At 69.3% G+C, this 20,959-nt stretch carries 26 protein-coding genes and 1 pseudogene; 16 read left to right on the plus strand and 11 right to left on the minus strand.

Annotation, left to right across the window (positions count from 1 at the left end; genetic code table 11):
* Positions 1-51: 51 nt before the first annotated feature.
* Complete coding sequence (locus JJB11_RS22590) at positions 52-1,089, plus strand: LLM class flavin-dependent oxidoreductase (RefSeq protein ID WP_201965040.1); 1,038 nt, start codon at positions 52-54, stop codon at positions 1,087-1,089.
* On the opposite strand, the gene JJB11_RS22595 is transcribed toward JJB11_RS22590, so the two are convergent.
* Positions 1,090-1,503, minus strand: a complete 414-nt coding sequence (locus JJB11_RS22595; protein ID WP_201176870.1) for a response regulator — start codon at positions 1,501-1,503, stop codon at positions 1,090-1,092. It lies immediately after the preceding gene.
* A gap of 78 nt (positions 1,504-1,581) precedes the next feature.
* On the opposite strand from JJB11_RS22595, the gene JJB11_RS22600 reads away from it, so the two are divergent.
* Positions 1,582-2,604 (plus strand): methionine synthase, encoded by a 1,023-nt coding sequence (locus JJB11_RS22600; protein WP_201176871.1) that lies wholly within the window; start codon positions 1,582-1,584, stop codon positions 2,602-2,604.
* Positions 2,605-2,795: 191 nt separating this feature from the next.
* Here the strand turns inward: JJB11_RS22600 and JJB11_RS22605 are convergent, their stop codons facing one another.
* The 3 genes from JJB11_RS22605 to JJB11_RS22615 form a co-directional block, all read right to left on the minus strand.
* The gene (locus tag JJB11_RS22605) at positions 2,796-3,767 is read right to left on the minus strand and encodes a Bug family tripartite tricarboxylate transporter substrate binding protein (RefSeq protein ID WP_201965041.1); all 972 of its coding nucleotides are present in this window, start codon (positions 3,765-3,767) and stop codon (positions 2,796-2,798) included.
* A 105-nt stretch (positions 3,768-3,872) separates the two neighbouring features.
* On the minus strand, positions 3,873-4,853 hold the full coding sequence (locus JJB11_RS22610) for a Bug family tripartite tricarboxylate transporter substrate binding protein (protein ID WP_201176874.1): 981 nt from the start codon (positions 4,851-4,853) through the stop codon (positions 3,873-3,875).
* Between the two features lie 89 nt (positions 4,854-4,942).
* Positions 4,943-5,224 carry a hypothetical protein gene (locus JJB11_RS22615; RefSeq protein WP_201176875.1) on the minus strand — a complete coding sequence of 94 codons (282 nt, stop codon included), beginning with the start codon at positions 5,222-5,224 and terminating at the stop codon, positions 4,943-4,945.
* 207 nt (positions 5,225-5,431) lie between these two features.
* Here JJB11_RS22615 and JJB11_RS22620 point away from each other — a divergent pair, with 207 nt between their 5' ends.
* The 4 genes from JJB11_RS22620 to JJB11_RS22635 all read left to right on the plus strand — a co-directional run bounded on the left by JJB11_RS22620 (position 5,432) and on the right by JJB11_RS22635 (position 8,605).
* A complete protein-coding gene (locus tag JJB11_RS22620) occupies positions 5,432-5,854 on the plus strand; it encodes a hypothetical protein (protein ID WP_201176876.1) in 423 nt (140 codons plus the stop codon).
* Between the two features lie 275 nt (positions 5,855-6,129).
* The gene (gene egtB, locus JJB11_RS22625) at positions 6,130-7,398 is read left to right on the plus strand and encodes an ergothioneine biosynthesis protein EgtB (protein ID WP_377371458.1); all 1,269 of its coding nucleotides are present in this window, start codon (positions 6,130-6,132) and stop codon (positions 7,396-7,398) included.
* Positions 7,392-8,327, plus strand: coding sequence for an L-histidine N(alpha)-methyltransferase (gene egtD, locus JJB11_RS22630; RefSeq protein WP_201176878.1), 936 nt, complete (start codon positions 7,392-7,394; stop codon positions 8,325-8,327). The genes egtB and egtD overlap by 7 nt, the downstream gene beginning before the upstream one ends.
* Positions 8,324-8,605, plus strand: coding sequence for a DUF427 domain-containing protein (locus JJB11_RS22635; RefSeq protein WP_201176879.1), 282 nt, complete (start codon positions 8,324-8,326; stop codon positions 8,603-8,605). Before egtD ends, JJB11_RS22635 begins: the two co-directional genes overlap by 4 nt.
* 178 nt (positions 8,606-8,783) lie before the next feature.
* Here JJB11_RS22635 and JJB11_RS22640 read toward each other — a convergent pair whose 3' ends face one another.
* Entirely contained in the window at positions 8,784-9,254 is a 471-nt protein-coding gene (locus tag JJB11_RS22640) for a bacteriohemerythrin (RefSeq protein ID WP_201176880.1), read from the minus strand.
* Positions 9,255-9,352: 98 nt separating this feature from the next.
* On the opposite strand from JJB11_RS22640, the gene JJB11_RS22645 reads away from it, so the two are divergent.
* Complete coding sequence (locus JJB11_RS22645) at positions 9,353-10,081, plus strand: 2OG-Fe dioxygenase family protein (protein WP_201176882.1); 729 nt, start codon at positions 9,353-9,355, stop codon at positions 10,079-10,081.
* 306 nt (positions 10,082-10,387) lie between these two features.
* Here JJB11_RS22645 and JJB11_RS22650 read toward each other — a convergent pair.
* Positions 10,388-11,144, minus strand: a pseudogene (locus JJB11_RS22650) (SDR family NAD(P)-dependent oxidoreductase).
* A gap of 218 nt (positions 11,145-11,362) precedes the next feature.
* Positions 11,363-12,001 (minus strand): RluA family pseudouridine synthase, encoded by a 639-nt coding sequence (locus tag JJB11_RS22655; RefSeq protein WP_201176883.1) that lies wholly within the window; start codon positions 11,999-12,001, stop codon positions 11,363-11,365.
* On the opposite strand from JJB11_RS22655, the gene JJB11_RS22660 reads away from it, so the two are divergent.
* Genes JJB11_RS22660 through JJB11_RS22670 form a run of 3 tightly spaced genes read left to right on the plus strand, consistent with a single transcriptional unit; the run spans position 12,000 to position 14,092 of the window.
* Positions 12,000-12,371 carry a DMT family protein gene (locus JJB11_RS22660; RefSeq protein WP_201176885.1) on the plus strand — a complete coding sequence of 124 codons (372 nt, stop codon included), beginning with the start codon at positions 12,000-12,002 and terminating at the stop codon, positions 12,369-12,371. The genes JJB11_RS22655 and JJB11_RS22660 overlap by 2 nt on opposite strands.
* 55 nt (positions 12,372-12,426) lie before the next feature.
* On the plus strand, positions 12,427-13,074 hold the full coding sequence (locus tag JJB11_RS22665; protein WP_201176887.1) for a DUF47 domain-containing protein: 648 nt from the start codon (positions 12,427-12,429) through the stop codon (positions 13,072-13,074).
* A gap of 7 nt (positions 13,075-13,081) precedes the next feature.
* Complete coding sequence (locus JJB11_RS22670) at positions 13,082-14,092, plus strand: inorganic phosphate transporter (RefSeq protein ID WP_201176889.1); 1,011 nt, start codon at positions 13,082-13,084, stop codon at positions 14,090-14,092.
* 21 nt (positions 14,093-14,113) lie between these two features.
* Here JJB11_RS22670 and JJB11_RS22675 read toward each other — a convergent pair whose 3' ends face one another.
* Both JJB11_RS22675 and JJB11_RS22680 read right to left on the minus strand, forming a co-directional pair.
* Positions 14,114-14,560 carry an NINE protein gene (locus JJB11_RS22675; protein WP_201176891.1) on the minus strand — a complete coding sequence of 149 codons (447 nt, stop codon included), beginning with the start codon at positions 14,558-14,560 and terminating at the stop codon, positions 14,114-14,116.
* Positions 14,557-15,090: a GNAT family N-acetyltransferase gene (locus tag JJB11_RS22680; RefSeq protein ID WP_201176893.1), complete on the minus strand. Its 534-nt coding sequence runs from the start codon at positions 15,088-15,090 to the stop codon at positions 14,557-14,559. The genes JJB11_RS22675 and JJB11_RS22680 overlap by 4 nt, the downstream gene beginning before the upstream one ends.
* 130 nt (positions 15,091-15,220) lie before the next feature.
* Here JJB11_RS22680 and rpsP point away from each other — a divergent pair, with 130 nt between their 5' ends.
* From rpsP to JJB11_RS22710, 6 genes are all read left to right on the plus strand, one after another.
* Positions 15,221-15,496, plus strand: coding sequence for a 30S ribosomal protein S16 (rpsP, locus tag JJB11_RS22685; protein ID WP_201176895.1), 276 nt, complete (start codon positions 15,221-15,223; stop codon positions 15,494-15,496).
* A gap of 6 nt (positions 15,497-15,502) precedes the next feature.
* Positions 15,503-16,099, plus strand: coding sequence for a ribosome maturation factor RimM (gene rimM, locus JJB11_RS22690; protein ID WP_201176904.1), 597 nt, complete (start codon positions 15,503-15,505; stop codon positions 16,097-16,099).
* 41 nt (positions 16,100-16,140) lie between these two features.
* A complete protein-coding gene (trmD, locus tag JJB11_RS22695) occupies positions 16,141-16,884 on the plus strand; it encodes a tRNA (guanosine(37)-N1)-methyltransferase TrmD (RefSeq protein ID WP_201176906.1) in 744 nt (247 codons plus the stop codon).
* A gap of 110 nt (positions 16,885-16,994) precedes the next feature.
* Entirely contained in the window at positions 16,995-17,375 is a 381-nt protein-coding gene (gene rplS, locus JJB11_RS22700) for a 50S ribosomal protein L19 (RefSeq protein ID WP_201176908.1), read from the plus strand.
* A 64-nt stretch (positions 17,376-17,439) separates the two neighbouring features.
* On the plus strand, positions 17,440-18,156 hold the full coding sequence (locus JJB11_RS22705; RefSeq protein WP_201176909.1) for a CoA pyrophosphatase: 717 nt from the start codon (positions 17,440-17,442) through the stop codon (positions 18,154-18,156).
* 31 nt (positions 18,157-18,187) lie between these two features.
* Positions 18,188-19,189: a CobD/CbiB family protein gene (locus tag JJB11_RS22710; RefSeq protein ID WP_201176911.1), complete on the plus strand. Its 1,002-nt coding sequence runs from the start codon at positions 18,188-18,190 to the stop codon at positions 19,187-19,189.
* 312 nt (positions 19,190-19,501) lie between these two features.
* On the opposite strand, the gene trxC is transcribed toward JJB11_RS22710, so the two are convergent.
* Both trxC and rsgA read right to left on the minus strand, forming a co-directional pair.
* A complete protein-coding gene (trxC, locus tag JJB11_RS22715; protein WP_201176913.1) occupies positions 19,502-19,954 on the minus strand; it encodes a thioredoxin TrxC in 453 nt (150 codons plus the stop codon).
* A 67-nt stretch (positions 19,955-20,021) separates the two neighbouring features.
* Positions 20,022-20,951 (minus strand): ribosome small subunit-dependent GTPase A, encoded by a 930-nt coding sequence (gene rsgA / locus JJB11_RS22720; protein ID WP_201176915.1) that lies wholly within the window; start codon positions 20,949-20,951, stop codon positions 20,022-20,024.
* Between the last annotated feature and the right edge of the window lie 8 nt (positions 20,952-20,959).

Raw genomic sequence — 20,959 nt, forward strand, 5'->3', positions numbered from 1 at the left:
GCTTGGCCGGACGCCAACCCGGCGCCCGCCGGCGCGGCGGAGAATGCGGCCATGTCCCCTGAATTGCGCCTCTCGGTCCTGGACCAGTCGGTCGCCTGCGTCGGCCGGCCGCAGGACGAATCCATCCGCCACACCGTCACGCTCGCGGAGCACTGCGAGCGCCTCGGCTACCAGCGCTTCTGGCTCAGCGAGCACCACAGCCTGCCCGCCATCGTCGGCACCGCGCCGGAGGTGCTGATGGCGGCCGTGGCCGCGCGCACCTCGCGCATCCGCATCGGCAGCGCGGGCATCATGCTGCCGCACTACTCGCCCTTCAAGGTGGCCGAGCAATTCCGCGTGCTCGATGCGCTGGCGCCCGGCCGCATCGACCTGGGCGTAGGTCGCGCGCCGGGCAGCGACCATCGCACGGCCATGCTGCTGAATCCCGACCCGCGTTCGGCCGAGGCCTTCCCGCAGCAGGTGCGCGAGCTGCAGGCGTGGATCACCGGCCAGGAGATGCCAGAAGGCCATCCCGGGCGCGGCATCCAGGCGCTGCCGCGCTCGGCGACGGCGCCGCAGCTGTGGATGCTGGGCAGCTCGGGCTACGGTGCGCAGCTGGCCGCCCACTACGGCCTGCCGTATTCGTTCGCGCACTTCATCACCGACGGCGAAGGCTGCGCCGAGGCGCTGGAGCTCTATCGCCACCTGTTCAAGCCGGGCGTGATCGCGAAGCCGCAGGCGAACATCTGCGTGTGGGCGCTGGCCGCCGACACGGAGGAAGAAGCCTGGCGCCTGTTCTCAAGCCGCGAACGCGCCCGCGTGGACCGCCAGACCGGCCGCTTCGGCCCGCTGCTGCCGCCCGAGCAGGCCTTGCGCGCCTACAGCCCCGCCGAGGAGGCGTACCGCCAGGCGCTGCGCCGCAAGGCGATGGTGGGCACGGGCGAACAGGTCGCGGCGAAGCTGCGTGCGCTGGCCGCCGAGCTGCAGGTGGACGAGCTCGTCGTGATCACATGGACCTGGGATCCGCAGGCGCAGCGCCGCTCCTACGAGCTGCTGGCGCAGGCCTTCGCCTTGCGGCCGGCCCAGGAACCTGCCCGCGCAGGTTCCTGATCAGTCCTCTTCGTTGCTGGACAGGCCGAGCGCGGCGGCGACCGCCTCGCGCAGTTGCTCCGTGGTCGCGCTCTTGGAGATGGTCGCGTAGTCGCCGAACACGCCTTCGAGCTCCGGATCGTCCTCGGGCCCGACCAGCGCGGTGAGATAGATGAGGGGCACGTCGGCCGTGCGCGGGTCCTGCGACAGGGCGAAGGCGACGTCGTCGCCCTGCATGCCCGGCATGTTGATGTCGCACAGGATCAGCCCCGGCTTCTCGGCGCACGCGCGCTGCACGGCCTGCGCCGGGTCGCTCAGCCCGACCACGTGGAAGTCCTTGCCCAGGCGGCCGGCGATGGCCCAGGCCACGGCTTCGTCGTCGTCGATGACCAGCACGCAGGGCTTGGCTCGTTCCGGATCGGGGAGGTTGCGCATCGGCTGGGACGGTAGGACGGTCGGAATCTCCATGATAGGCTGCGCGGGCCATTCGACAACCCGCGAGGAGACGAACGCATGTTCCCCACGACGATTGCCGGCAGCCTGCCCAAGCCCGGCTGGCTCGCCGAAACCCACAAGCTGTGGCCGCGCTGGAAGGAGGAGGGCGAGGCGCTGCAGGAAGCCAAGGCCGACGCCACCCTGCTGTGGATCAAGGCGCAGGAGGACGCCGGACTCGACATCGTGACCGACGGCGAGCAGTCCCGGCAGCACTTCGTGCACGGCTTCCTCGAGCAGGTCGAGGGCATCGACTTCGCGCACAAGGTGGAGATGGGCATCCGCAACGACCGCTACAAGGCCATGGTGCCGCAGGTGGTCGGCCCGCTGCGCCTGAAGGGCCGCGTGCATGCGGCCGAAGCGCGGCTCGCACGCGCGCACACCACGCGCAAGCTGAAGTTCACCTTGCCCGGGCCGATGACGATCGTCGACACCGTGGCCGACCGCTTCTACGGCGACCGCGTGAAGATGGCGTTCGCCTTCGCGGAGCTCCTCAACCAGGAGGCGCTCGCGCTGCAGGCCGACGGCGTCGACGTGATCCAGTTCGACGAGCCGGCGTTCAACGTGTACATGAAGGACGCGGCGGACTGGGGCGTGCAGGCGCTGGAGCGCGCGGCGCAGGGCCTGACCTGCACGACCGCCGTCCACATCTGCTATGGCTACGGCATCCAGGCCAACAACGACTGGAAGAAGACGCTGGGCGAGGAATGGCGCCAGTACGCGCAGGTGTTTCCCGCGCTCGCCGCCAGCAGCATCAAGCAGGTGAGCCTCGAGTGCTTCCACTCGCATGTGCCGCCCGACCTGATGGCGCTGCTGAAGGGCAAGGACGTGCTGGTCGGCGTGATCGACGTCGCGAGCGACGAGGTCGAGACGCCGCAGCAGGTGGCCGAGACGATAGCCCGCGCGTTGCAGTTCGTGCCGCGCGATCGCCTCTTCCCCTGCACGAACTGCGGCATGGCGCCCATGGACCGCGAGATCGCGCTGCGCAAGCTCGAAGCCCTCGCGCAGGGCGCCGCGCTGGCGCGCAAGCAGTACGGCGGCTGAGACAGCGGGGTTGCGGCGATCCGCCCGACCCCGCAGGCTGGCGGTGAGCCGCAGGCGAACCCCGGCTCGCTCCGCCACGCTGGATCGCTGGGGTTCGCCTTGCTCACCCCAGCCTGCGAAGAGCTCCGCGACATGACCACTGGAGCGGAGCCCAGCGCCGTCGCCGTGAAGTTGCCACTCTCGCGCCGGCTTCAGCCGGCCGTCACGTTGGCGGCCTTCACCACCGCGCCCCAGCGCGGCAGCTCCTTCTCGATCAGCGCGCGGAACGCCTGCGGCGAGGTCACGAGCGGCAACGCGCCTTCGTTGGCAAGCTGCTTCGCGATGACGGGCTGCGTGAGCACGCCGTTCAATGCTGCATTCAGTTGCTGCACCCGCGCGGCGGGCGTGGCGGCCGGCGCGACCAGGCCGTACCACTGGTCCGCTTCGAAACCGGGATAGCCGCTCTCGGCCACGGTGGGCACCTCCGGCAGGCTGGGGATGCGTTGCGGACCCGACACGGCGAGCGCGCGCAGGCGGCCGCCGCGCACGTGCGGGCCCACCACCGTCACGCCGGTGAAGGTCGCGTCCACGTTGCCCGCCATCAGGTCGGTGATCGACGGGCTGGTGCCGCGGTACGGGATGTGCACGAGCGACATCTTCGCCTGCAGCTTCAGCGCCTCCATCGCGATGTGCGCGGCGCTGCCGTTGCCGCCGGAGGAATAGGTCAGCTTGCCGGGGTTGCGGTGCGCGAAGTCGACGAGGTCCTTCAGCGTGCGGAACGGGGCGTTGGCATTCACCACCAGCACGTTCGGCACGCGCGCGACGCCGCCGATCGCGGCAAAGCTCTTGAGCGGATCGTAGGCCAGCCTGGGATAGACCCACGGGTTCACGGCCAGCGTGCCGAGGTGCCCCATGAGGATGGTGTTGCCATCGGGCTCGGCCTTGGCAGCTTCGGCGCAGCCGATCGATCCGCCCGCGCCAGCGTGGTTCTCCACGACGACGGCCTGGCCGATGGCGGCGCCGAGCCCGGGCGCGACGGTGCGCGCGAGGATGTCGCTGCTGCCGCCGGGCGGGAAGGGAACGATCAGGCGAAGCGCCCGCGCGTCGGCGGCTGCGGCCCAGGGGCTCGCGCCTGCCGCGGCGAACAGCGCGAGCACGTGGCGGCGGTGGATGGTGGATGGCAAGGCAGGTCTCCGTCGTTGATCGTGCGGCATCAGGCGCGGGCCATCCCGCGCGCTGCGGCCGCGGCCAGTGCGAGTGCACCGGCCAGTAGCGCGCGACGGGTGCGGTCAGTCGAGGCGGATGTGCGCATCCTGGATCAGCCTGGCATAGCGCGCCGTCTCGGCGGCGAGGAACTTGGGGAACGCATCGCGCGGGCCCGGCGTCGTTTCGCCGCCGCCCTGTGCGAGGCGCTCCTTCACGTCGGGCGCGGCCAGCGCCTTCTCCACCTCGCCGTACAGGCGCGTGACGATGGGCGCGGGCAGCTTCGCGGGGCCGACCAGGCCGTACCACACGGACGCCTCGAACCCGGGAAAGCCGCTTTCGGCGATCGTGGGCGTGTCCGGCAGGATGGGCGTGCGCCTGGGCGAGAGCACCGCCAGCGCGCGCAGCTTGCCGGACTGGATGTGCGGCAGCGCCTCCAGCGCGTTGACGGCCACCAGCGGCAGCTGCCCGCCGATCACGTCGTTGAGGGCTTGCTGGCCGCCCTTGTACGGCACGTGCGTGAGCTGGATGCCGGCGGCGCGCTCGAACAGTTCCACCGCGAGGTGCGGCGTCGAGCCGTTGCCGGGCGAGGCGAACTGGACGGAGCCGGGCTTCACCTTCGAGAGCGCCAGCAGGCGCGTGAGCGACGACACCTCGCTTTGCGCATTGGCCGCGATCACGACCGGCACCCGGCCCACCAGGGCGATGGCGGTCAGGTCGCGCACCGGGTCGAAGGGCTGCGGGTGGAACAAGGACGGGTTCGCCGCCGCGGCGTTGGCCACCAGCATCAGCGTGTAGCCGTCCGGCGCGCTGTCGATCACCGTGCGCATCGCGATGTTGGTGCCGGCGCCGGGCCGGTTGTCGACGACCACCGACTGGCCCAGCGCGGCGGACAGGTGCTGCGCGAGCACGCGCGCGATCACGTCCACGGCGCCGCCGGGGCTGTAGCCCACAAGCAGGCGGATCGGGCGCGCGGGCCAGGTGTCGGCCGCGGCTGCGAGGCCGGTGTGGGCCAGGGGAACGAGGGCCGCGGCCAGGCGGCCGAAATCTCGGCGGGTGTAATGCATGCTGGTTCTCCGTTGGCGCGGAGGCGACTTTAGCTTGCGGCGCCGGGCGATCGGAAAGACGAAGCACCAGCGCGCCAAGACAGCGCACGTCAGCGCGCAAAGGACGGAGGCACGAGCTGGCAGTCCCACTCCTGCATCACCCACGACCTCTCGACCCGTTCGAATCCGATGAACCGGAGCTTGTCGGATGCCAGCTCCACCAGCTTGGGGTCGAACAGCCTGGAGATCGGCTGGTCGGCGCCAAGCAGCTGCAGGGCGGCGACGCGACGCCCGTCCACCGTGAGGTGCGTCAGGTGGAGATCTCCCGTGGGCTTGGGATGCTGGCCGTACGACGGCCGGTAGGCACCGTCGTGCCGCCTGAGATGAACCACGACTCGCATACTGTACGAGCATACAGTACGGTCTGCCGGGGCCTGCGTGTGCTTCGACACGGACGGCGGCAGTTCGACCAGGCGCGACGCCCCGCCGCGTTGGCGCCAGCTCGACGTGGGACAAATCCTCCCCTCGCGCTTGCGGTTGGCCTACACGGGCGTTCGCGGCTGACTGGGAGAAACACGGCCGTGACCCAGGAGACCACCATGTCCCCCAGCACCCGGTTGACCCGTTGGGTCCCGGCGCTCGCCGTCGCGCTCGTCTGCGTCGTCGCCCTGCTGGCCAGCTTCGCGGCGCACGCGGAGGGCGCGCGCGGCTGGCGCAACCTCACCGCCGGCGGCACCCTGCGTCCCGGCGTGTACGGGCGCATCGACATCAAGGGCAAGACGCCGCCACCCGTGATCTATCAGCAGCCCGTGATCGCCGACGACGCGATCGTGCCGCGCGGCGTGCGTCCCGTGTATCTCTATGTCCCGCCCGGGCAGGTGCGCAAGTGGAAGCAGAGCTGCGCGCGCTGGTCCGCGTGCGACGAGCCGGTGCTGTTCGTGCGCATCGACGATAGCCCGAGCCGCTGGGGCCGCTGGCACGAGTTGCGCGAGGCCGAACTCGCGCTGCACCAGGATGAGTGATCGGCCAAATTCAAAGGAGTGCGCTGGATGGAAAGGTGAACGCAGAGTGCGCAGAGGTTACGCAGAGGACGCAGAGAAGTCATCTTGAATGAATCCCTCTGCGTCCTCTGCGCAACCTTTGCGTCCTCTGCGTTCTCTTGCCAATGCACGTGCCTGCGCTCGCTCGCGGCAGCAAGGCTCGCCGGCCTGTGCTGTAATGAAACGGCAGGGGACATTCGCATTCGCGGCGCGGTCACGGGAGGCGCGTTGCACGACAGGAGCCCGGACCCATGTCCTTGAATCCCACGGTCGACTCGTTGCTGGCCACCGCCGACGCCGGTATCGATGCCGATCGCGCGCGACTCGCCGAGGGCTTCGCGCGCGTGCGTGCCCGCACGCTTGCGCTCGCCGAACCCCTGTCGCCCGAGGACCAGTGCGTGCAATCCATGCCCGACGCGAGTCCCACCAAGTGGCATCTCGCGCACACCAGCTGGTTCTTCGAGACGGTCGTGCTGATGCCGCACCAGCCGGGCTATGAAGCGTTCGAGCCGCGCTGGCAGACGCTGTTCAATTCCTATTACGAATCGCTCGGACCGCGCCACCCGCGGCCGCAGCGCGGCCTGCTCACGCGGCCGCTGCTGGCGTCCGTGCATCGTTATCGCGCGCACGTGGAGGCCGCGGTCGACCACCTCGTCGCCCGCTGCGACGACGCGACCTGGGCCGCCGTGCAGCCGCTGGTGGAACTGGGCGTGCAGCACGAGGAGCAGCACCAGGAGCTGATCCTCACCGACATCCTGCATGCGCTGTCGTGCAATCCGCTGCTGCCCGCGTACGAGGCTAGCGAGCCGCCGGCCGCATCGGGCGCCGCCGGCACGCCGCCGCTCCACTGGATCACCGGGCCGGCGGGTCCCGTGCGCGTGGGCCATACGGGCGAGGGCTTCGCCTTCGACAACGAGTCGCCGCGCCACACGGTGTGGCTGCAGCCCTACCGCATCGCCGACCGGCTGGTGACCTGCGGCGAATACGCCGAGTTCATCGCGGATGGCGGCTATCGGCGGGCATCGCTGTGGCTGTCCGACGGCTGGGCCGCCGTGCAGTCGCAGCAGTGGCACGCGCCGCTCTACTGGATCGCGCCGGACGACCCGCGCGCTGCCTTGCCGCAGTGGCAGGTGTACGGCCTGCACGGGGTGAAACCGCTGGACCCGCACGCGCCGGTCACTCAACTGAGTTTCTATGAAGCCGCCGCCTTCGCGGAATGGGCCGGCGCGCGCCTGCCCACCGAAGCCGAGTGGGAAGCGGCGTATGCACTGCCCGGCCTGCGGCAGATGACGGGCCACGCGTGGCAGTGGACGCGCTCGGCCTACGATCCCTATCCGGGCTTCCGTCCCTGGGCGGGCACCGTCGCCGAGTACAACGGCAAGTTCATGGTCGGCCAGATGGTCCTGCGCGGCAGCAGCCTGGCCACGCCGCCGGGACACGCGCGTTCCAGCTATCGCAACTTCTTCCCACCCGCGGCCCGCTGGCAGTTCAGCGGCCTGCGGCTCGCGCGGGACGGCGCATGCTGAGCGCGTTCGGCCGCGACCTGCAGGCTGCGCTGGCCACCCGCCCGCGCAGCATCTCCCCCAAGTACTTCTACGACGCCGAAGGCTCGCGCCTGTTCGACCGCATCTGCGAGCTGCCCGAGTACTACCCGACGCGCACCGAGCTCGGCATCCTGGGGCGCAGCGCCGGCGAGATGGCCGCGCTCGCCGGTCCCGGGGCGGAGATCGTCGAGTTCGGCGCCGGCTCGCTGCACAAGGTGCGCCTGCTGCTGCAGGCCTTCGACGCGCCGGCGCGCTACGTGCCGATCGACATCTCGGGCGAGCACCTGCGCGATTCGGCGGCCGTCCTGCGCGGCGCCTTCGCGGGACTGGACGTGCAGCCCGTGGTGGCCGACTACACGCAGTCGCTGCAGCTTCCGCCCGCAACCGGCCGCGGCCGGCGCATCGGATTCTTCCCGGGCTCGACGCTGGGCAACTTCACGCCCGACGAGGCGCTGGGTTTCCTGCGCCACGCGGCGGACCTGTTGCGCGGCGGTGCGCTGCTGCTGGGAGCGGACCTGGTGAAGGATCCGCACGTGCTGCACGCCGCCTACAACGACGCGCAGGGCGTGACCGCTGCGTTCAACCTGAACCTGCTGGCGCGCGCCAACCGCGAGCTGGGCGCGAACTTCGCGCTGCCGCAGTTCGCGCACTACGCCTTCTACAACGCACCGCTGCAGCGCATCGAGATGCACCTGCTCAGTCGCGTGCGCCAGTCGGTGAGCCTGGCCGGCGAGCGCTTCGCCTTCGAGGAAGGCGAGACCCTGCACACCGAGAATTCGTACAAGTTCACCCTGGACGGGCTGCGCGGGCTCGCGCAGCGCGCCGGCTTCCGTCCGGGGCCGGTGTGGACCGATCCCGATCGACTGTTCAGCGTGCACTGGCTGCACGCGCCGCAAGGAGTCAGTGCATGAAGGCAGAGTGGAAGGGCGTGGTGGTGGCCGAGAGCGACGACACCGTGGTGGTGGAGGGCAACCATTACTTCCCGGCGAGCGCGCTCAAGCGCGAGTACACGACCTTCAGCAACCACAAGACCAGCTGTCCGTGGAAGGGGCAGGCGAGCTACTACTCGCTGCTGGTGAACGGCGAGCTGAATCCGGACGCGGTCTGGTACTACCCCGATCCGAAGCCCGAGGCGGAGATGGTCCGCGACCGCGTCGCGTTCTGGAAAGGCGTGAAGGTCGGCGCGTAAGCCGGCGCTGCGCCGGCGCACGCTGGCGATGTCCGAATAGCCTGCCAGATCGGGCAGGTGAACGCAGAGTGCGCAGAGGTTTCGCAGAGGACGCAGAGAATTCAACGCCAGGTTTTTTCTGCGTCCTCTGCGTTCCTCTCTCCGATCGCGCTCAGTGCGTACTTCGGCACCCTGAGGGCTACGAGCAGCTAGCGCCGCCGCAACCGTGGACGCGTTCGGCCGGCAGCGCGGCCGGCTCCAGCACTTGCCCGGTCTCCGCGTCGTAGCCCACGCCGCGCAGGTGCAGCGCCAGCGCCGCGTCCATGCTTTGCGCGTGCTGCGGGAACCAGACCGCCAGCTCGCGCACCAGCTGCCGCGCCGGCGCGACGTTGCCAGCCAGCGCTTCGACCAGGCCTTCGCGCAGCACCTGCAGCACGATCCGGTGCTGGATGCTGTGGCAGTTGTCGTGCGCGAAGCCGGTGGAGCGCATCCAGGCGTCCTCGCGGCCGAAGTGTTCGGCGGTGTGCGCGACCAGTGTGTCCCACAAGGCGGGCAGGCTGCGGTCGTCCGCTTCTTCGGCGCGAGCGAGCAGGGCTACGAATTCCTTGTGCGTGTCGTCCATGAAGGACAGGCCGAGTTCCAGTGCCTCGGACCAGGGCAGGGCGGCCATGGCGATCTCCTTGCCTTGCAGCATAGAAGCCCGCTGCGCGCGCGACCTTGATGCACGTCAGGGTTTCGGGTGCGCCGCGCGATTGGTAAGCTCGCCGCATGCTGTTGCGCCCCACCACCACCGATCCCGACCAGCTCACCGCGACGTTGCGCGAGCGCGGCTACGCCGTGCTCGACGCGCAAGGCGTGTGCACGCTGGCCGGTTGCACGCTCGCGCAGCTGCAGGAGCTGCTGCCGTCCTGGGACGACCTGCCGCCCGACGAGTACCTGAAGGATGGCGGCCGCTACCGGCGACGCCGCCATTCATGCTTCGTGGCCGAGGCCGGGGCGCTCACGCAGGCGCCGCATCGCGCGCACTGGCAGCCGCTGGAATACAACGCGCTGCACGGAGGCATGCAGCGCTGGTTCGCACCCATGGAGCCGCAGGTGGTGGCGCAGCCCGCATGGACGCGCCTGCTGCAGTCCATGGGCGATGTGGCGACGGCGGTCAAGGGCCCGCAGCCCTGGTACATCGAGGCCCACCAGTTCCGCATCGACACCGAAGGCGGCATCGGCCGGCCGACGCCCGAGGGCGCGCACCGCGACGGCGTGGACCTGGTGGCCGTGTTCCTGCTGGCGCGCGAGAACATCAAGGGCGGGGAGACGCGCGTGTTCCAGGCCGACGGCCCCGCGGGCGAGCGCTTCACTCTGACCGAGCCCTGGAGCGTGCTGCTGCTGGACGACGCCCGCGTGATCCACGAGACCACGCCCATCCAGCCGGTGGACGGCCCGGGCCACCGCGACACGCTGGTGCTGACGCTGCGGGCGGGTGGCTTTCAGGGCGGGTGACGTCCAGCTGCACGTTGCATGCGCGGCCTTGGGAAGGCTGCGTGGGGATCAGGGCAGGAGAACGCAGAGTGCGCAGAGGTTACGCAGAGGACGCAGAGAAAACCCTCTTGAATGTTTCCTCTGCTCGTTCGGCGCGCTTGCGCCTATGAAGCCTGGCAGGTGACGAGGCCAGGAGAACGCAGAGTGCGCAGAGGTGGCGCAGAGGACGCAAAGAAAACCATTTTGAATGTCTTCTCTGCGTCCTCTGCGTAACCTTTGCGTCCTCTGCGTTCTCCTGTCCAATCAGCCACCGGCTTCGCTCGCGCCTCAGTCGCGCACGTCCGCCACCGGATTGCTGCCGAAGTCGGGGCGCTGCAGGTAGGCGAGCACGCGCGGCGGCTTCCTCTGGTGAGGCCAGCGCGCCCTTTTCCTTCAGGCCGACGAAGTTGCCCCGGTCCGGGAACAGGGCGGCATCGGCGCCGCGCAACTGCACCTGCATGTCGGTGTCGATCACGCCGGGCGCCAGCGACACGATGCGCGCGCCGTTCGGCAGCGCCGCCTGTTCCAGCGCCACGCAGCGCGTGAAGTGGTCCATGCCGGCCTTGGCGGCGCAATACGCGGCCTGCGCCGCCATCGCGCGGCGGCCCAGTCCGGAGGAGATGTTCAGCACCTTGCGCGGCACCTTCCACGCGGCCGTGGCGCGCAGGAAGGCACTGGTGAGCAGCAGCGGCGCTTCGAGGTCCACACGCATCGCATCCTTCAACTGGTCGACCGGGATGTCGTCCAGCGGTGCGATGCGGGGGATCAGGCCGGCGTTGTTGATCAGCGTGACGGACGCAAGCTCGCGCTGGTCCCGGGCTTGCAGCCAGGTGTCCAGGCGCGTGGCGGCGCCGTCCGCGCGGGCGAGGTCGTGCGGCCATTGCTCGCACTGCCGGCCTGCCTGCTTCGCTTCCGCAGCGAGCGCGTCGTTGGTATGGCGCGCGATGCACAGCAGGTCGTGACCCGCCGCGAGCAGTTGCTGCGCCATGGCGAGGCCCATGCCGCGCGAGGCGCCGGTGAGGATGGTGAGGTGTCGCTGGCTCATGGCCCCCATGGTAATCCCGGCGCGCCGCGGCCCCGCAGCCGATGAAAACCCAACAACCGGACGCAGAGGACGCAAAGGTTTCGCAGAGGACGCAAAAGAGTCAAAGAAGATTTTCAAAGGTTTTCTTCTGCGTCCTCTGCGTCATCTCTGCGCCCTCTGCGTCCGGTTGTTGGAAGTAAACGCCCCTCAACGCGGCGGCTCTCGAAAGGGCGCGCCGCTCAAAACGGCGCTGCGCTCTCGAAGCGCAGGGGCTCGCCGCTGGCCGGATGCGCGAGCTCCAGGGTGCAAGCATGCAGCAGCAGGCGTGGGGCCCGTGCCGCGATGTCGGGCGGCGCATAGAGTGCGTCGCCCAGGATCGGATGGCCGATCGCCTGCAGGTGCACGCGCAACTGGTGGGTTCGCCCGGTCAGGGGTTCGAGCGCGAGGCGCGCCGTGTCTCCCTGCACGGCTTGCACTTGCCAGCGCGTCACGCTGGGGCGCCCGTGCTCGCGATCGACTTGCTGGCGCGGGCGGTTCGGCCAGTCGGCTGCGAGCGGCAGCTCGATCAGGCCCTGCGCTCCCGCCGGCCCGGGCACGCCGGCGACGATCGCCTCGTAGCCCTTGCGCACGCGGCGCTCGGCGAACGCCCGACTGAGGACCCGCTGCACGTGCAGCCCGCGCCCCATGAGGAACAGGCCCGAGGTCGCCATGTCGAGCCGGTGCACGACCAGCGCGTCCGGCCACAGCGCCTGCGCGCGCGCCGACAGGCAGTCCTGCTTGTCCTCGCCGCGGCCCGGCACCGCCAGCAGGCCGGCCGGCTTGTCCAGCACCAGGAGCTCGTCGTCGACGAACACCAGGCCTTCGGATAATGCGTGCATGAGCTCCTTCTTCCCCCTTCTCCCGCCGTCTGGATGGACCGTGCTGCTGCTGGTCGGCTCCAACGTGTTCATGACTTTCGCCTGGTACGGCCACCTGAAGAACCTGGCCGGCTCGCCCTGGTACGTCGCCGCCGTGGCGAGCTGGGGCATTGCCCTGTTCGAATACCTGCTGCAGGTCCCCGCCAACCGCATCGGCTTCCAGGTGGCCCGGCTGGAGGTGGGCGAGCTCAAGATCATGGAGGAAGTCATCACCCTGGCGGTGTTTGTGCCGTTCAGCGTCTTCTTCCTGAAGCAGCCCCTGCGCCTGGACTACCTCTGGGCGGCGCTGTGCATGCTGGGCGCCGTCTATTTCATCTTCCGCAATGCCTGAGGGCCGCTGCCCGTTACACTCCGCGCCAACATACGCACCGAACCGCCACCGAACCATGCTGTTCAACAAACTGCTGCCGAAGGAAGGCAACTTCTTCGAACTTTTCAATGCGCATGCGGCGCGCATGATCGAAGGAGCGCACGCATTCTCCAAGCTGGTGGCGAACTACGCCGATGCCAACCTGCGCGAGCAGTACAACCGCGAGGTGGACAACGCCGAGCGTGCCGCCGACAAGGTGACGCAGGAGGTCAACCGGCTGATCCACTCGACCTTCATCACGCCGATCGACCGCGAGCAGATCCACACGCTGATCAACACGATGGACGACGTCGCGGACCTGATCCAGGACTCGGCCGAGACCATGGCGCTGTACGACGTGCGCCACATGACCGAGGAGATCACCCGCCTCACCGACCTCTCGGTGCGCTGCTGCGAGCGGGTGCAGGAGGCCGTGGGCTTCCTCTCCAAGCTGTCGGACCACGACACCGCGGCCGCCGCGCTCAAGACCTGCGAGGAAATCGACAAGCTGGAGTCCGACGCCGACCGCGTGATGCGCGCGGCCCTGTCCAAGCTGTTCCGCGAAGAGCCGGACGTGCGCGAAGTGATCAAGCTCAAGGCGATCTACGAGCTGCTGGAGACCATCACCGACAAGTGCGAGGACGTGGCCAACGTCGTCGAAGGCATCGTGCTCGAGAACTCCTGAGGTCGCCATGTCCGTCCAACAGGCGGCCCTCGGGGTCGTGATCATGCTCGTCGTCGTGGCCCTGCTGTTCGATTTCATGAACGGCTTCCACGACGCCGCCAACTCCATCGCCACCGTGGTGTCCACGGGCGTGCTGAAGCCGACGCAGGCCGTGGCCTTCGCCGCCTTCTTCAACGTGCTGGCGTTGTTCATCTTCCACCTGAGCGTCGCCTCCACCGTGGGCAAGGGCATCGTGGAGCCGGGCGTGGTCACCACGCACGTCGTGTTCGGCGCGTTGATCGGCGCGATCGCGTGGAACGTGATCACGTGGCTGTACGGCATCCCCAGCAGCTCCTCGCATGCGCTGATCGGCGGCATCTGCGGCGCCGTGCTGGCCAAGGCCGGCGCGCAGGCGCTGGTGGCCGAGGGCATCTGGAAGACGGTGCTGTTCATCTTCCTGTCGCCGGTGCTGGGCTTCATCCTCGGCTCGCTGATGATGGTGATCGTCTCCAACATCTTCCGCGCCAGCCGTCCCTCGCGGGTGGACAAGTGGTTCCGGCGCCTGCAGCTCATCTCGGCCGGTGCCTACAGCCTGGGCCACGGCGGCAACGATTCGCAGAAGACCATCGGCATCATCTGGATGCTGCTGATCGCGACGGGCTACGTCGCCGCAGGCGACGCCGAACCGCCGATCTGGGTGATCGTCTGCTGCTACACCGCGATGGGCCTGGGCACACTGCTGGGCGGCTGGCGCATCGTCAAGACCATGGGCCAGAAGATCACGAAGCTCAAGCCGGTGGGCGGCTTTTGCGCCGAGACCGGGGGCGCGCTCACGCTGTTCCTGGCGAGCGCGCTCGGCGTGCCCGTGTCCACCACGCACACCATCACCGGCGCCATCGTCGGCGTCGGCTCGACGCAGCGCCTGAGCGCCGTGCGCTGGGGCGTGGCGGGCAACATCGTGTGGGCCTGGATCTTCACCATCCCGGCGAGCGCGTTCGTCGCCGCGATCGCCTACTGGATCAGCCTGAAGCTGTTCTGAGCCGCGCCGGCCATGCGCCGATCACTCGCTGATCTTGCGGCCTTCCTCGACCTGGTTCTGGAAATAGGCCTGGAAGCTCATGGCGATGCTGCTCATGAGGACGGCGGCGCCCACCATCAGCGACAGCACGATCGCCCAGATCGTCGCCCACTGCGTCGCACCGGCGGGCGCTTCCGGGTCGGCCGAGGGATTGAAGCGCGCGTTCCAGTCCTGCGGGCGCTTCAGCCCGTAGACGATCGCGGTGAGGCAGCAGCCCGCCACGGTGAATCCGAGCAGCGGCACGAGCAGCCAGCTGGCGACGTCGTCCTGCCCCAGGTTCCACATGCGCACGACGCCGTAGGCGCCCAGCAGCGTCGGCAGGGGCAGCAGCCACCCGAGCCAGTCGCGGCTGCCATGCAGGTAGAAGCGATGCAGGCCGAACGGGCCGCCGAGGAAGGCCAGCCAGGCGGCGACGGTCTTGTTCTTCATGCGCGTTCTTCGTCGGGCGGCGTGCGGCTGCCCTGGCCCAGCGACTTCTCCATCAGCACGATGTCCAGCCAGCGGCCGAACTTCCAGCCGCAGGCTTCGATGGTGCCGACGTGGCGAAAGCCCATCGCGCGGTGCACGCCGATCGAGCGCACGTTGCCGGAGTCGCCGATCACCGCAATCAGCTTGCGCACGCCGGCCGCCTCGGCCTGCCGCGCGAGTTCGCCGAGCAGCTTGTTGCCCAGGCGCTGGCCCGCTGCATCGGGGTCGAGGTAGATCGAGTCTTCGGCGGAAAAGCGGTAGGCCGGACGCGGCTTGAACCACTGGCAGTAGGCGAAGCCCACCACTCGGCCGTCAAGTTCGGCGACGAGGTAGGGCAGGCCCTTGGCCAGCACGTCGGCGCGGCGCGCGGCCATGTCCTCCTGCGTCGGCGGCGTGGTCTCGAAGGTGCCCGTGCCATGGGTTACGTGGTGGCCGTAGATCGCCGTGATGGCGGGTACGTCGGCGTCGGTACTGGAGCGCAGGGTGAGCATGGGCGGAAAAAGCTATAATCGCGGGCTTTTCGGCGTGTCGCTGGCCGGGTGGCCAGTCGCGTGTCTCAACGCCGGAAGAACATCGGGCGGTTCCACTTCGGAACTGCCTCAGCCACCCGAAGGATAAATCATGGTCGTCATTCGACTCTCCCGCGGCGGTGCCAAGCATCGTCCGTTCTACAACATCGTCGTCGCGGACAAGCGCGTGCGTCGTGACGGCCGCTTCATCGAGCGCCTGGGTTTCTACAACCCGGTCGCCAAGGATGGTGAAGAGAAGCTGCGCATCGCGCAGGACCGCCTGACCTACTGGCGCGGCGTCGGCGCCCAGGCGTCCCCCAGCGTCGAGCGCCTGCTGAAGGACGGCGCCAAGGCGTCCGCCACCGCTCCCGCAGCAGCAGCAGCTTAATCTTTCATGACGGCAGCGCCCGGCCGTCCGGCAGCCCCGCTGCCAGCCGAGATCGAGCCCGCGGACCTGCCCGCGGACGCCATCGAGGTCGGGCGCATCGCCGATGCCTGGGGGATCAAGGGCTGGTTCAAGGTCCTCCCCCACAGCGCCGACCCGCAGGCGCTGTTTTCTTCCACGCGCTGGTACCTGCAGCCGTCCGAGCGAGGCGCGAAAGCCTTCTCGGGGACGGTGCTGCTGCGCGTGCGCGAGACGAAGGAGCATTCGGACTCGGTGGTCGCCCGCGCCGACGGCGTCGACGACCGCAGTGCCGCCGAAGCGCTCAAGGGCTGCCGCATCTTCATTCCCCGCACGTCGTTCCCCACCGCGGGTGACGACGAGTACTACTGGGTCGACCTGCTGGGGCTGGACGTCGTCAACCGCGAAGGCGTGGCGCTCGGCCAGGTGAAGGACCTCATGTCCACCGGCCCGCAAAGCGTGCTGGTGGTCGTGCGCGAGGAAGAGGGCAAGACGGTGGAATGCATGATCCCCTTCGTCGCCGCCTACGTCGACAAGGTGGACCTGCAGGCGCGGCGCATCGCCGTGGACTGGCAGGCCGACTACTAGCCGGCACGCGCGGCGCGGCCGGCGCGCGCTAAGCTCGCTCCATGCGCTTCGACGTCGTCACGCTGTTCCCCGAACTGTTCGCGCCCTTCCTGGCCGCGGGCGTGACGCGCCGTGCCTACGAGACGAAGCAAGTCGACGTGCGCCTGTGGAACCTGCGCGATTTCGCGGAGGGCAATTACCGGCGCGTCGACGACCGTCCCTTCGGCGGCGGCCCCGGCATGGTGATGCTGGCCGAGCCGCTCGCCCGCTGCCTGGCGGCGATCCGCGCGGACCGCACCGACGCGGCGCCCGTGGTGCTGTTCTCGCCGGTGGGCCCGCGCCTGGATCACGCGCAGGTGGAACAATGGTCGGCGAGCGCCGGCGCGGTGCTGCTGTGCGGCCGCTACGAGGGCATCGACCAGCGTTTCATCGACGCCCACGTGGACGTGCAACTGAGCCTCGGGGACTTCGTGCTTTCCGGGGGCGAAATCGCGGCGATGGCCTTGCTCGACGCGGTCGCGCGGCTGCAGCCCGGCGTGCTGAACGACGCCGGGAGCCACCAGGAGGACAGCTTCAACCCGGCGCTCGACGGCCTGCTCGATTGCCCGCACTACACGCGGCCCGAGGAGTGGGAGGGCCGCAAGGTGCCCGAGGAACTGCTGTCCGGCCACCATGCGCGCATCGCCGCGTGGCGCCGCCGGCAGCGGCTGGCCCTCACCGCACGGCAGCGCCCGGACCTGATCGCCGCCGCGCGCCAGGCCGGCCGGCTGGGCCCGGCCGACGAGGAATTCCTCGCCGGGCTATAATCGCCGGCTTCCCAGATCCTCTACCCGGCCGCTCCAGCCGCTCCAACCCAGGTTGGCCCCAGCGAAGCGAGAGCCTTCAGCGCAGCGCGGGCACGATCGCAGAGGTAGCCATGAACCTGATCCAGACCCTCGAGCAAGAGGAAATCGCCCGCCTGGGCAAGAAGATCCCCGACTTCGCCCCCGGCGACACGGTGATCGTCTCCGTGAACGTCGTCGAAGGCAGCCGCAAGCGCGCGCAGGCCTACGAAGGCGTGGTGATCGCCAAGCGCAACCGCGGCCTGAACAGCGCGTTCACCGTGCGCAAGATCTCCAGCGGCGAAGGCGTCGAGCGGACCTTCCAGACCTACAGCCCGCTGATCGCCGGCATCGAAGTCAAGCGCCGCGGCGACGTCCGCCGCGCCAAGCTGTACTACCTGCGCGAGCGTTCCGGCAAGTCGGCCCGCATCAAGGAAAAGCTGGCCCACACGCAGAAGGCCGCTGCCGCCGAATAAGCGGGGGCAAGCCTCCACAGCGACCGCCGCCGGCCCCGAGCTCGCGGCGGTTTTTCTTTCCGTTATGCCGATCGATCCTTCCGCCGTCATTCCCCCGGACACTCCGCTGTCGAAGCTGCCCAACTTCGATCCGCGCGAGGTGCCCGTGGTCGCCGTCGACACGCAGCTGCCGGCCGTGCCGCCGTCGCAACTGACGCCCGAGGCGCTGCGGCGCCGCTTCGCGCACCCGCCCGCCTGGCAGCCGGAGCTGTGGGCCGAAAGGCGCTTCACCGACCGGCAGCCGGCGCAGGCCGCGGTGCTCGTGCCCATCGTGCAGCGCGAACGGCCCATGGTGCTGCTCACCGAGCGCACCGAGCATCTCACCACGCACCAGGGACAGGTCGCCTTCCCCGGCGGCAAGCGGGACGACACCGATGTCGACGCCGCCGACACGGCCTTGCGCGAGGCGGAGGAAGAGATCGGCCTGGACCGCGCGCTGGCCCAGGTGATCGGCACGATGCCGACGTACACGACCGGCACGATGTTCATCATCACGCCCGTGATCGCCCTGGTGCGGCCGGACTACCGCATCGCGCTGAATGCGTACGAAGTGGCCGATGCGTTCGAGGTGCCGCTGGATTTCCTGATGAACCCGGCGAACCACCGCAAGCACGCCCTGGAGTTCGGCGGCACGCGGCGCGAGTGGTACTCGATGCCCTACGTCGACGAGCGCAAGGAGCGCTTCATCTGGGGCGCGACGGCGGGCATGCTGCGCAACCTGTACCGCTTCCTCGCCGCATAGGCCATCCTGGCGGCGCGGCTATCATCGCGCCATGAGCTTCTTCGCGATCCTGTTCGCCCTGCTGATCGAGCAGGTGCGTCCACTGGGAGCGCACAACCCGATCCACTCGGGGCTGCGGGTGTGGGCGCGGTGGGTGAGCCGGAATTTCGACGCGGGCAAGCCCCAGCATGGCTGGATCGCCTGGCTGCTCGCGGTGATCGCGCCTGCGCTGGCCGCGCTGGCGGTGCACTGGTTGCTCGCGACCTTCATCGGCTGGCCCGCGGCCATGGTGTGGAGCGTGCTGGTCCTGTACGTCACGCTCGGCTTCCGCCAGTTCAGCCACCACTTCACCGAGATCCGCGACGCGCTGGAGGCCGGCGACGAAGCGCGCGCGCGCGAGCTGCTCGCCCTGTGGCAACGGGTCGACGCGAGCGAGTTGCCCCGCAGCGAAATCGTGCGGCACGTGATCGAGTACTCGGTGCTCGCGGCGCACCGCCACGTGTTCGGCGTGCTCGCGTGGTTCTCGATCCTCGCCGCGTTCGGACTGGGGCCGGCCGGCGCGGTGCTCTATCGCATGGCCGAATTCGTGGCGCGCTACTGGCGCTATCGCAACCGCACGCAGGCGCAGCCGGCCAGCGAGGCGCTGCAGTCCGCCGCCGCGCGCGCTTGGACCGTGGTGGACTGGCTGCCGGCCCGGCTCACGGCCATCGCCTTCGCGGTGGTGGGCAGCTTCGAGGAGGCGATCGACTGCTGGCGCAACTACGCGCAGCGCTTCCCGAACGACAACGACGGCGTGATCCTCGCCGCCACCTCGGGCGCCGTGAACGTGCGCCTGGGCGGCGAGGCGCTGCAGCCGGTGTTCGCGCCGAGTGCGCCCGGCACCTCCTTCCAGGCCTCGGGCCTCACCGCCGATCCACCGATCGGCACCGAGAGCACCCCGGGCCGCGAAGCCGAAGTCGCCCACCTGCGCACCATCGTCGGCCTGGTCTGGCGTTCGGTCGTGCTGTGGATGGTGCTGCTGGCGCTGCTGACGCTCGCGCGGCTGCTGGGATAAGCGTCGACCCCGTGCGAGGCTTGGCCGGTGATCACGGCAGGAGAACGCAGAGTGCGCAGAGGTTACGCAAAGGACGCAAAGAAAACCTTTGAATAGATTTCTCTGCGTTCTCTGCGTAACCTTTGCGTCCTCTGCGTTCTCCTGTCCGATCAGCCACCCACGTCAGACCGTGCCGTCTGATCACGGCAGGAGAACGCAGACTGCGCAGAGGTTACGCAAAGGACGCAAAGAAAATCATTATTCAGGTCTTCTCTGCGTCCTCTGCGTAACCTTTGCGTCCTCTGCGTTCTCCTCTCCGATCAGCCAACCGCCTCAAGCCATGCTGCTCGTCCGCGCCAGCTGCCCCTGCGTCCAGCGAACGATGTCCGCCGCGCCCATGGCGCCGGCCTGGCGGGCGACTTCGCGGCCGTTCACGAACAGGGCCAGCGTGGGGATGCTGCGGATGTTCAGCCGCGCGCCTATGCCTTGCGCTTCATCCGTGTTGAGCTTCACCACCTGCACGCGCGGCTCGAGCTGGGCGGCCGCTTCATCGAACGCCGGGGCCATCATGCGGCAGGGACCGCACCATGGCGCCCAGAAATCGACCAGCACCGGCAGTTGGCTGCGCGCGATGTGGCGCTCGAAATCGGTCGCGCCCAGGTTCACCGGGTGCCCGGTGAACAGCGGCGCATGGCACTGGCCGCAGTCGGGCGCATTGCCCAGGTCCTCGGACTGGACGCGGTTTGTGGTGTGGCAATGCGGACAGACGACGTGCAACGCGCTCATGGGCTACCTCCTTCTACTTAGGTGAGGGCGCCCCCGCAGCGTGCAAGAGCCGCGGACGTCCTCCTTGCTAGTAGCGAGGCGGCTCGGAAAGTTCCTCGAACAGCGTTCGGTAGATGCGGTAACGGCTGGGCTCGATCTGCCCGGCCGGCGCGCCCGGCGCCTGCGCGACCGCGGCGATGACGCCGCAGCCGGGCTCGTGCAGGTGCGTGCAGTTGTAGAACTTGCACTCCGCAACGTGCGGCCGCAGGTCCGGCATCAGCCCGGCCAGCTGCATGGGCTCGATGTGGTGCAGCCCGAACTCCTGGAAGCCGGGCGAATCGATGAGCCCGGTGCTGCGCTGCGCATCCACCCAGTACCAGGTGGTCGCGGTGGTCGTGTGCTTGCCCGAGTTGAGCGCCTGCGAGATCTCGCCGGTCAACGCCTGGGCCTGCGGCACGAGCAGGTTGATCAAGGTGCTCTTGCCCGCGCCGGAGGGCCCGAGCACCAGCGTCGTCTTGCCGTGCAGGTGCTGCAGCAGGTGATCGCGGTCGGTGTCGCTGGACCGGCGCAGCGACAGCGGCAGCACGCCGTAGCCCATGTGCCGGTAGGGCAGCAGCCGCGCCCACGCACGCTCGAAAGGCTCGACGAGGTCGCTCTTGTTCAGCGCGATCAGCGGCGCGATGCGCTCGGCCTCCGCCGCGATCAGCGCGCGTGCCAGCTGCATCTCGGAGAACTCCGGCTCCGCCGCGATCAGCACCAGCACCAGGTCCAGGTTGGCGGCAAAGGACTTGGTGCGGACCTCGTCCTGCCGATAGAACAGGTTGCGCCGCTCCTGCACGCGCACGATCACGCCTTCGTCGCCGGTGGCGCGCCACAGCACGCGGTCGCCGACCACGGTTTCGTTCTTCTTGCCCTTGGCGTGGCACAGCACGCGCGTGCCGTCGGGCCGCTCGACGAGGCAATGCCGGCCGTGGGTCGCGACCACCAGGCCGGTGCTGGCCGTGTCGTCTTCAGCCAAGCGTGCGC

This window comes from Ramlibacter ginsenosidimutans (genome assembly GCF_016654015.1).
Classification (GTDB): domain Bacteria; phylum Pseudomonadota; class Gammaproteobacteria; order Burkholderiales; family Burkholderiaceae_C; genus Ramlibacter; species Ramlibacter ginsenosidimutans.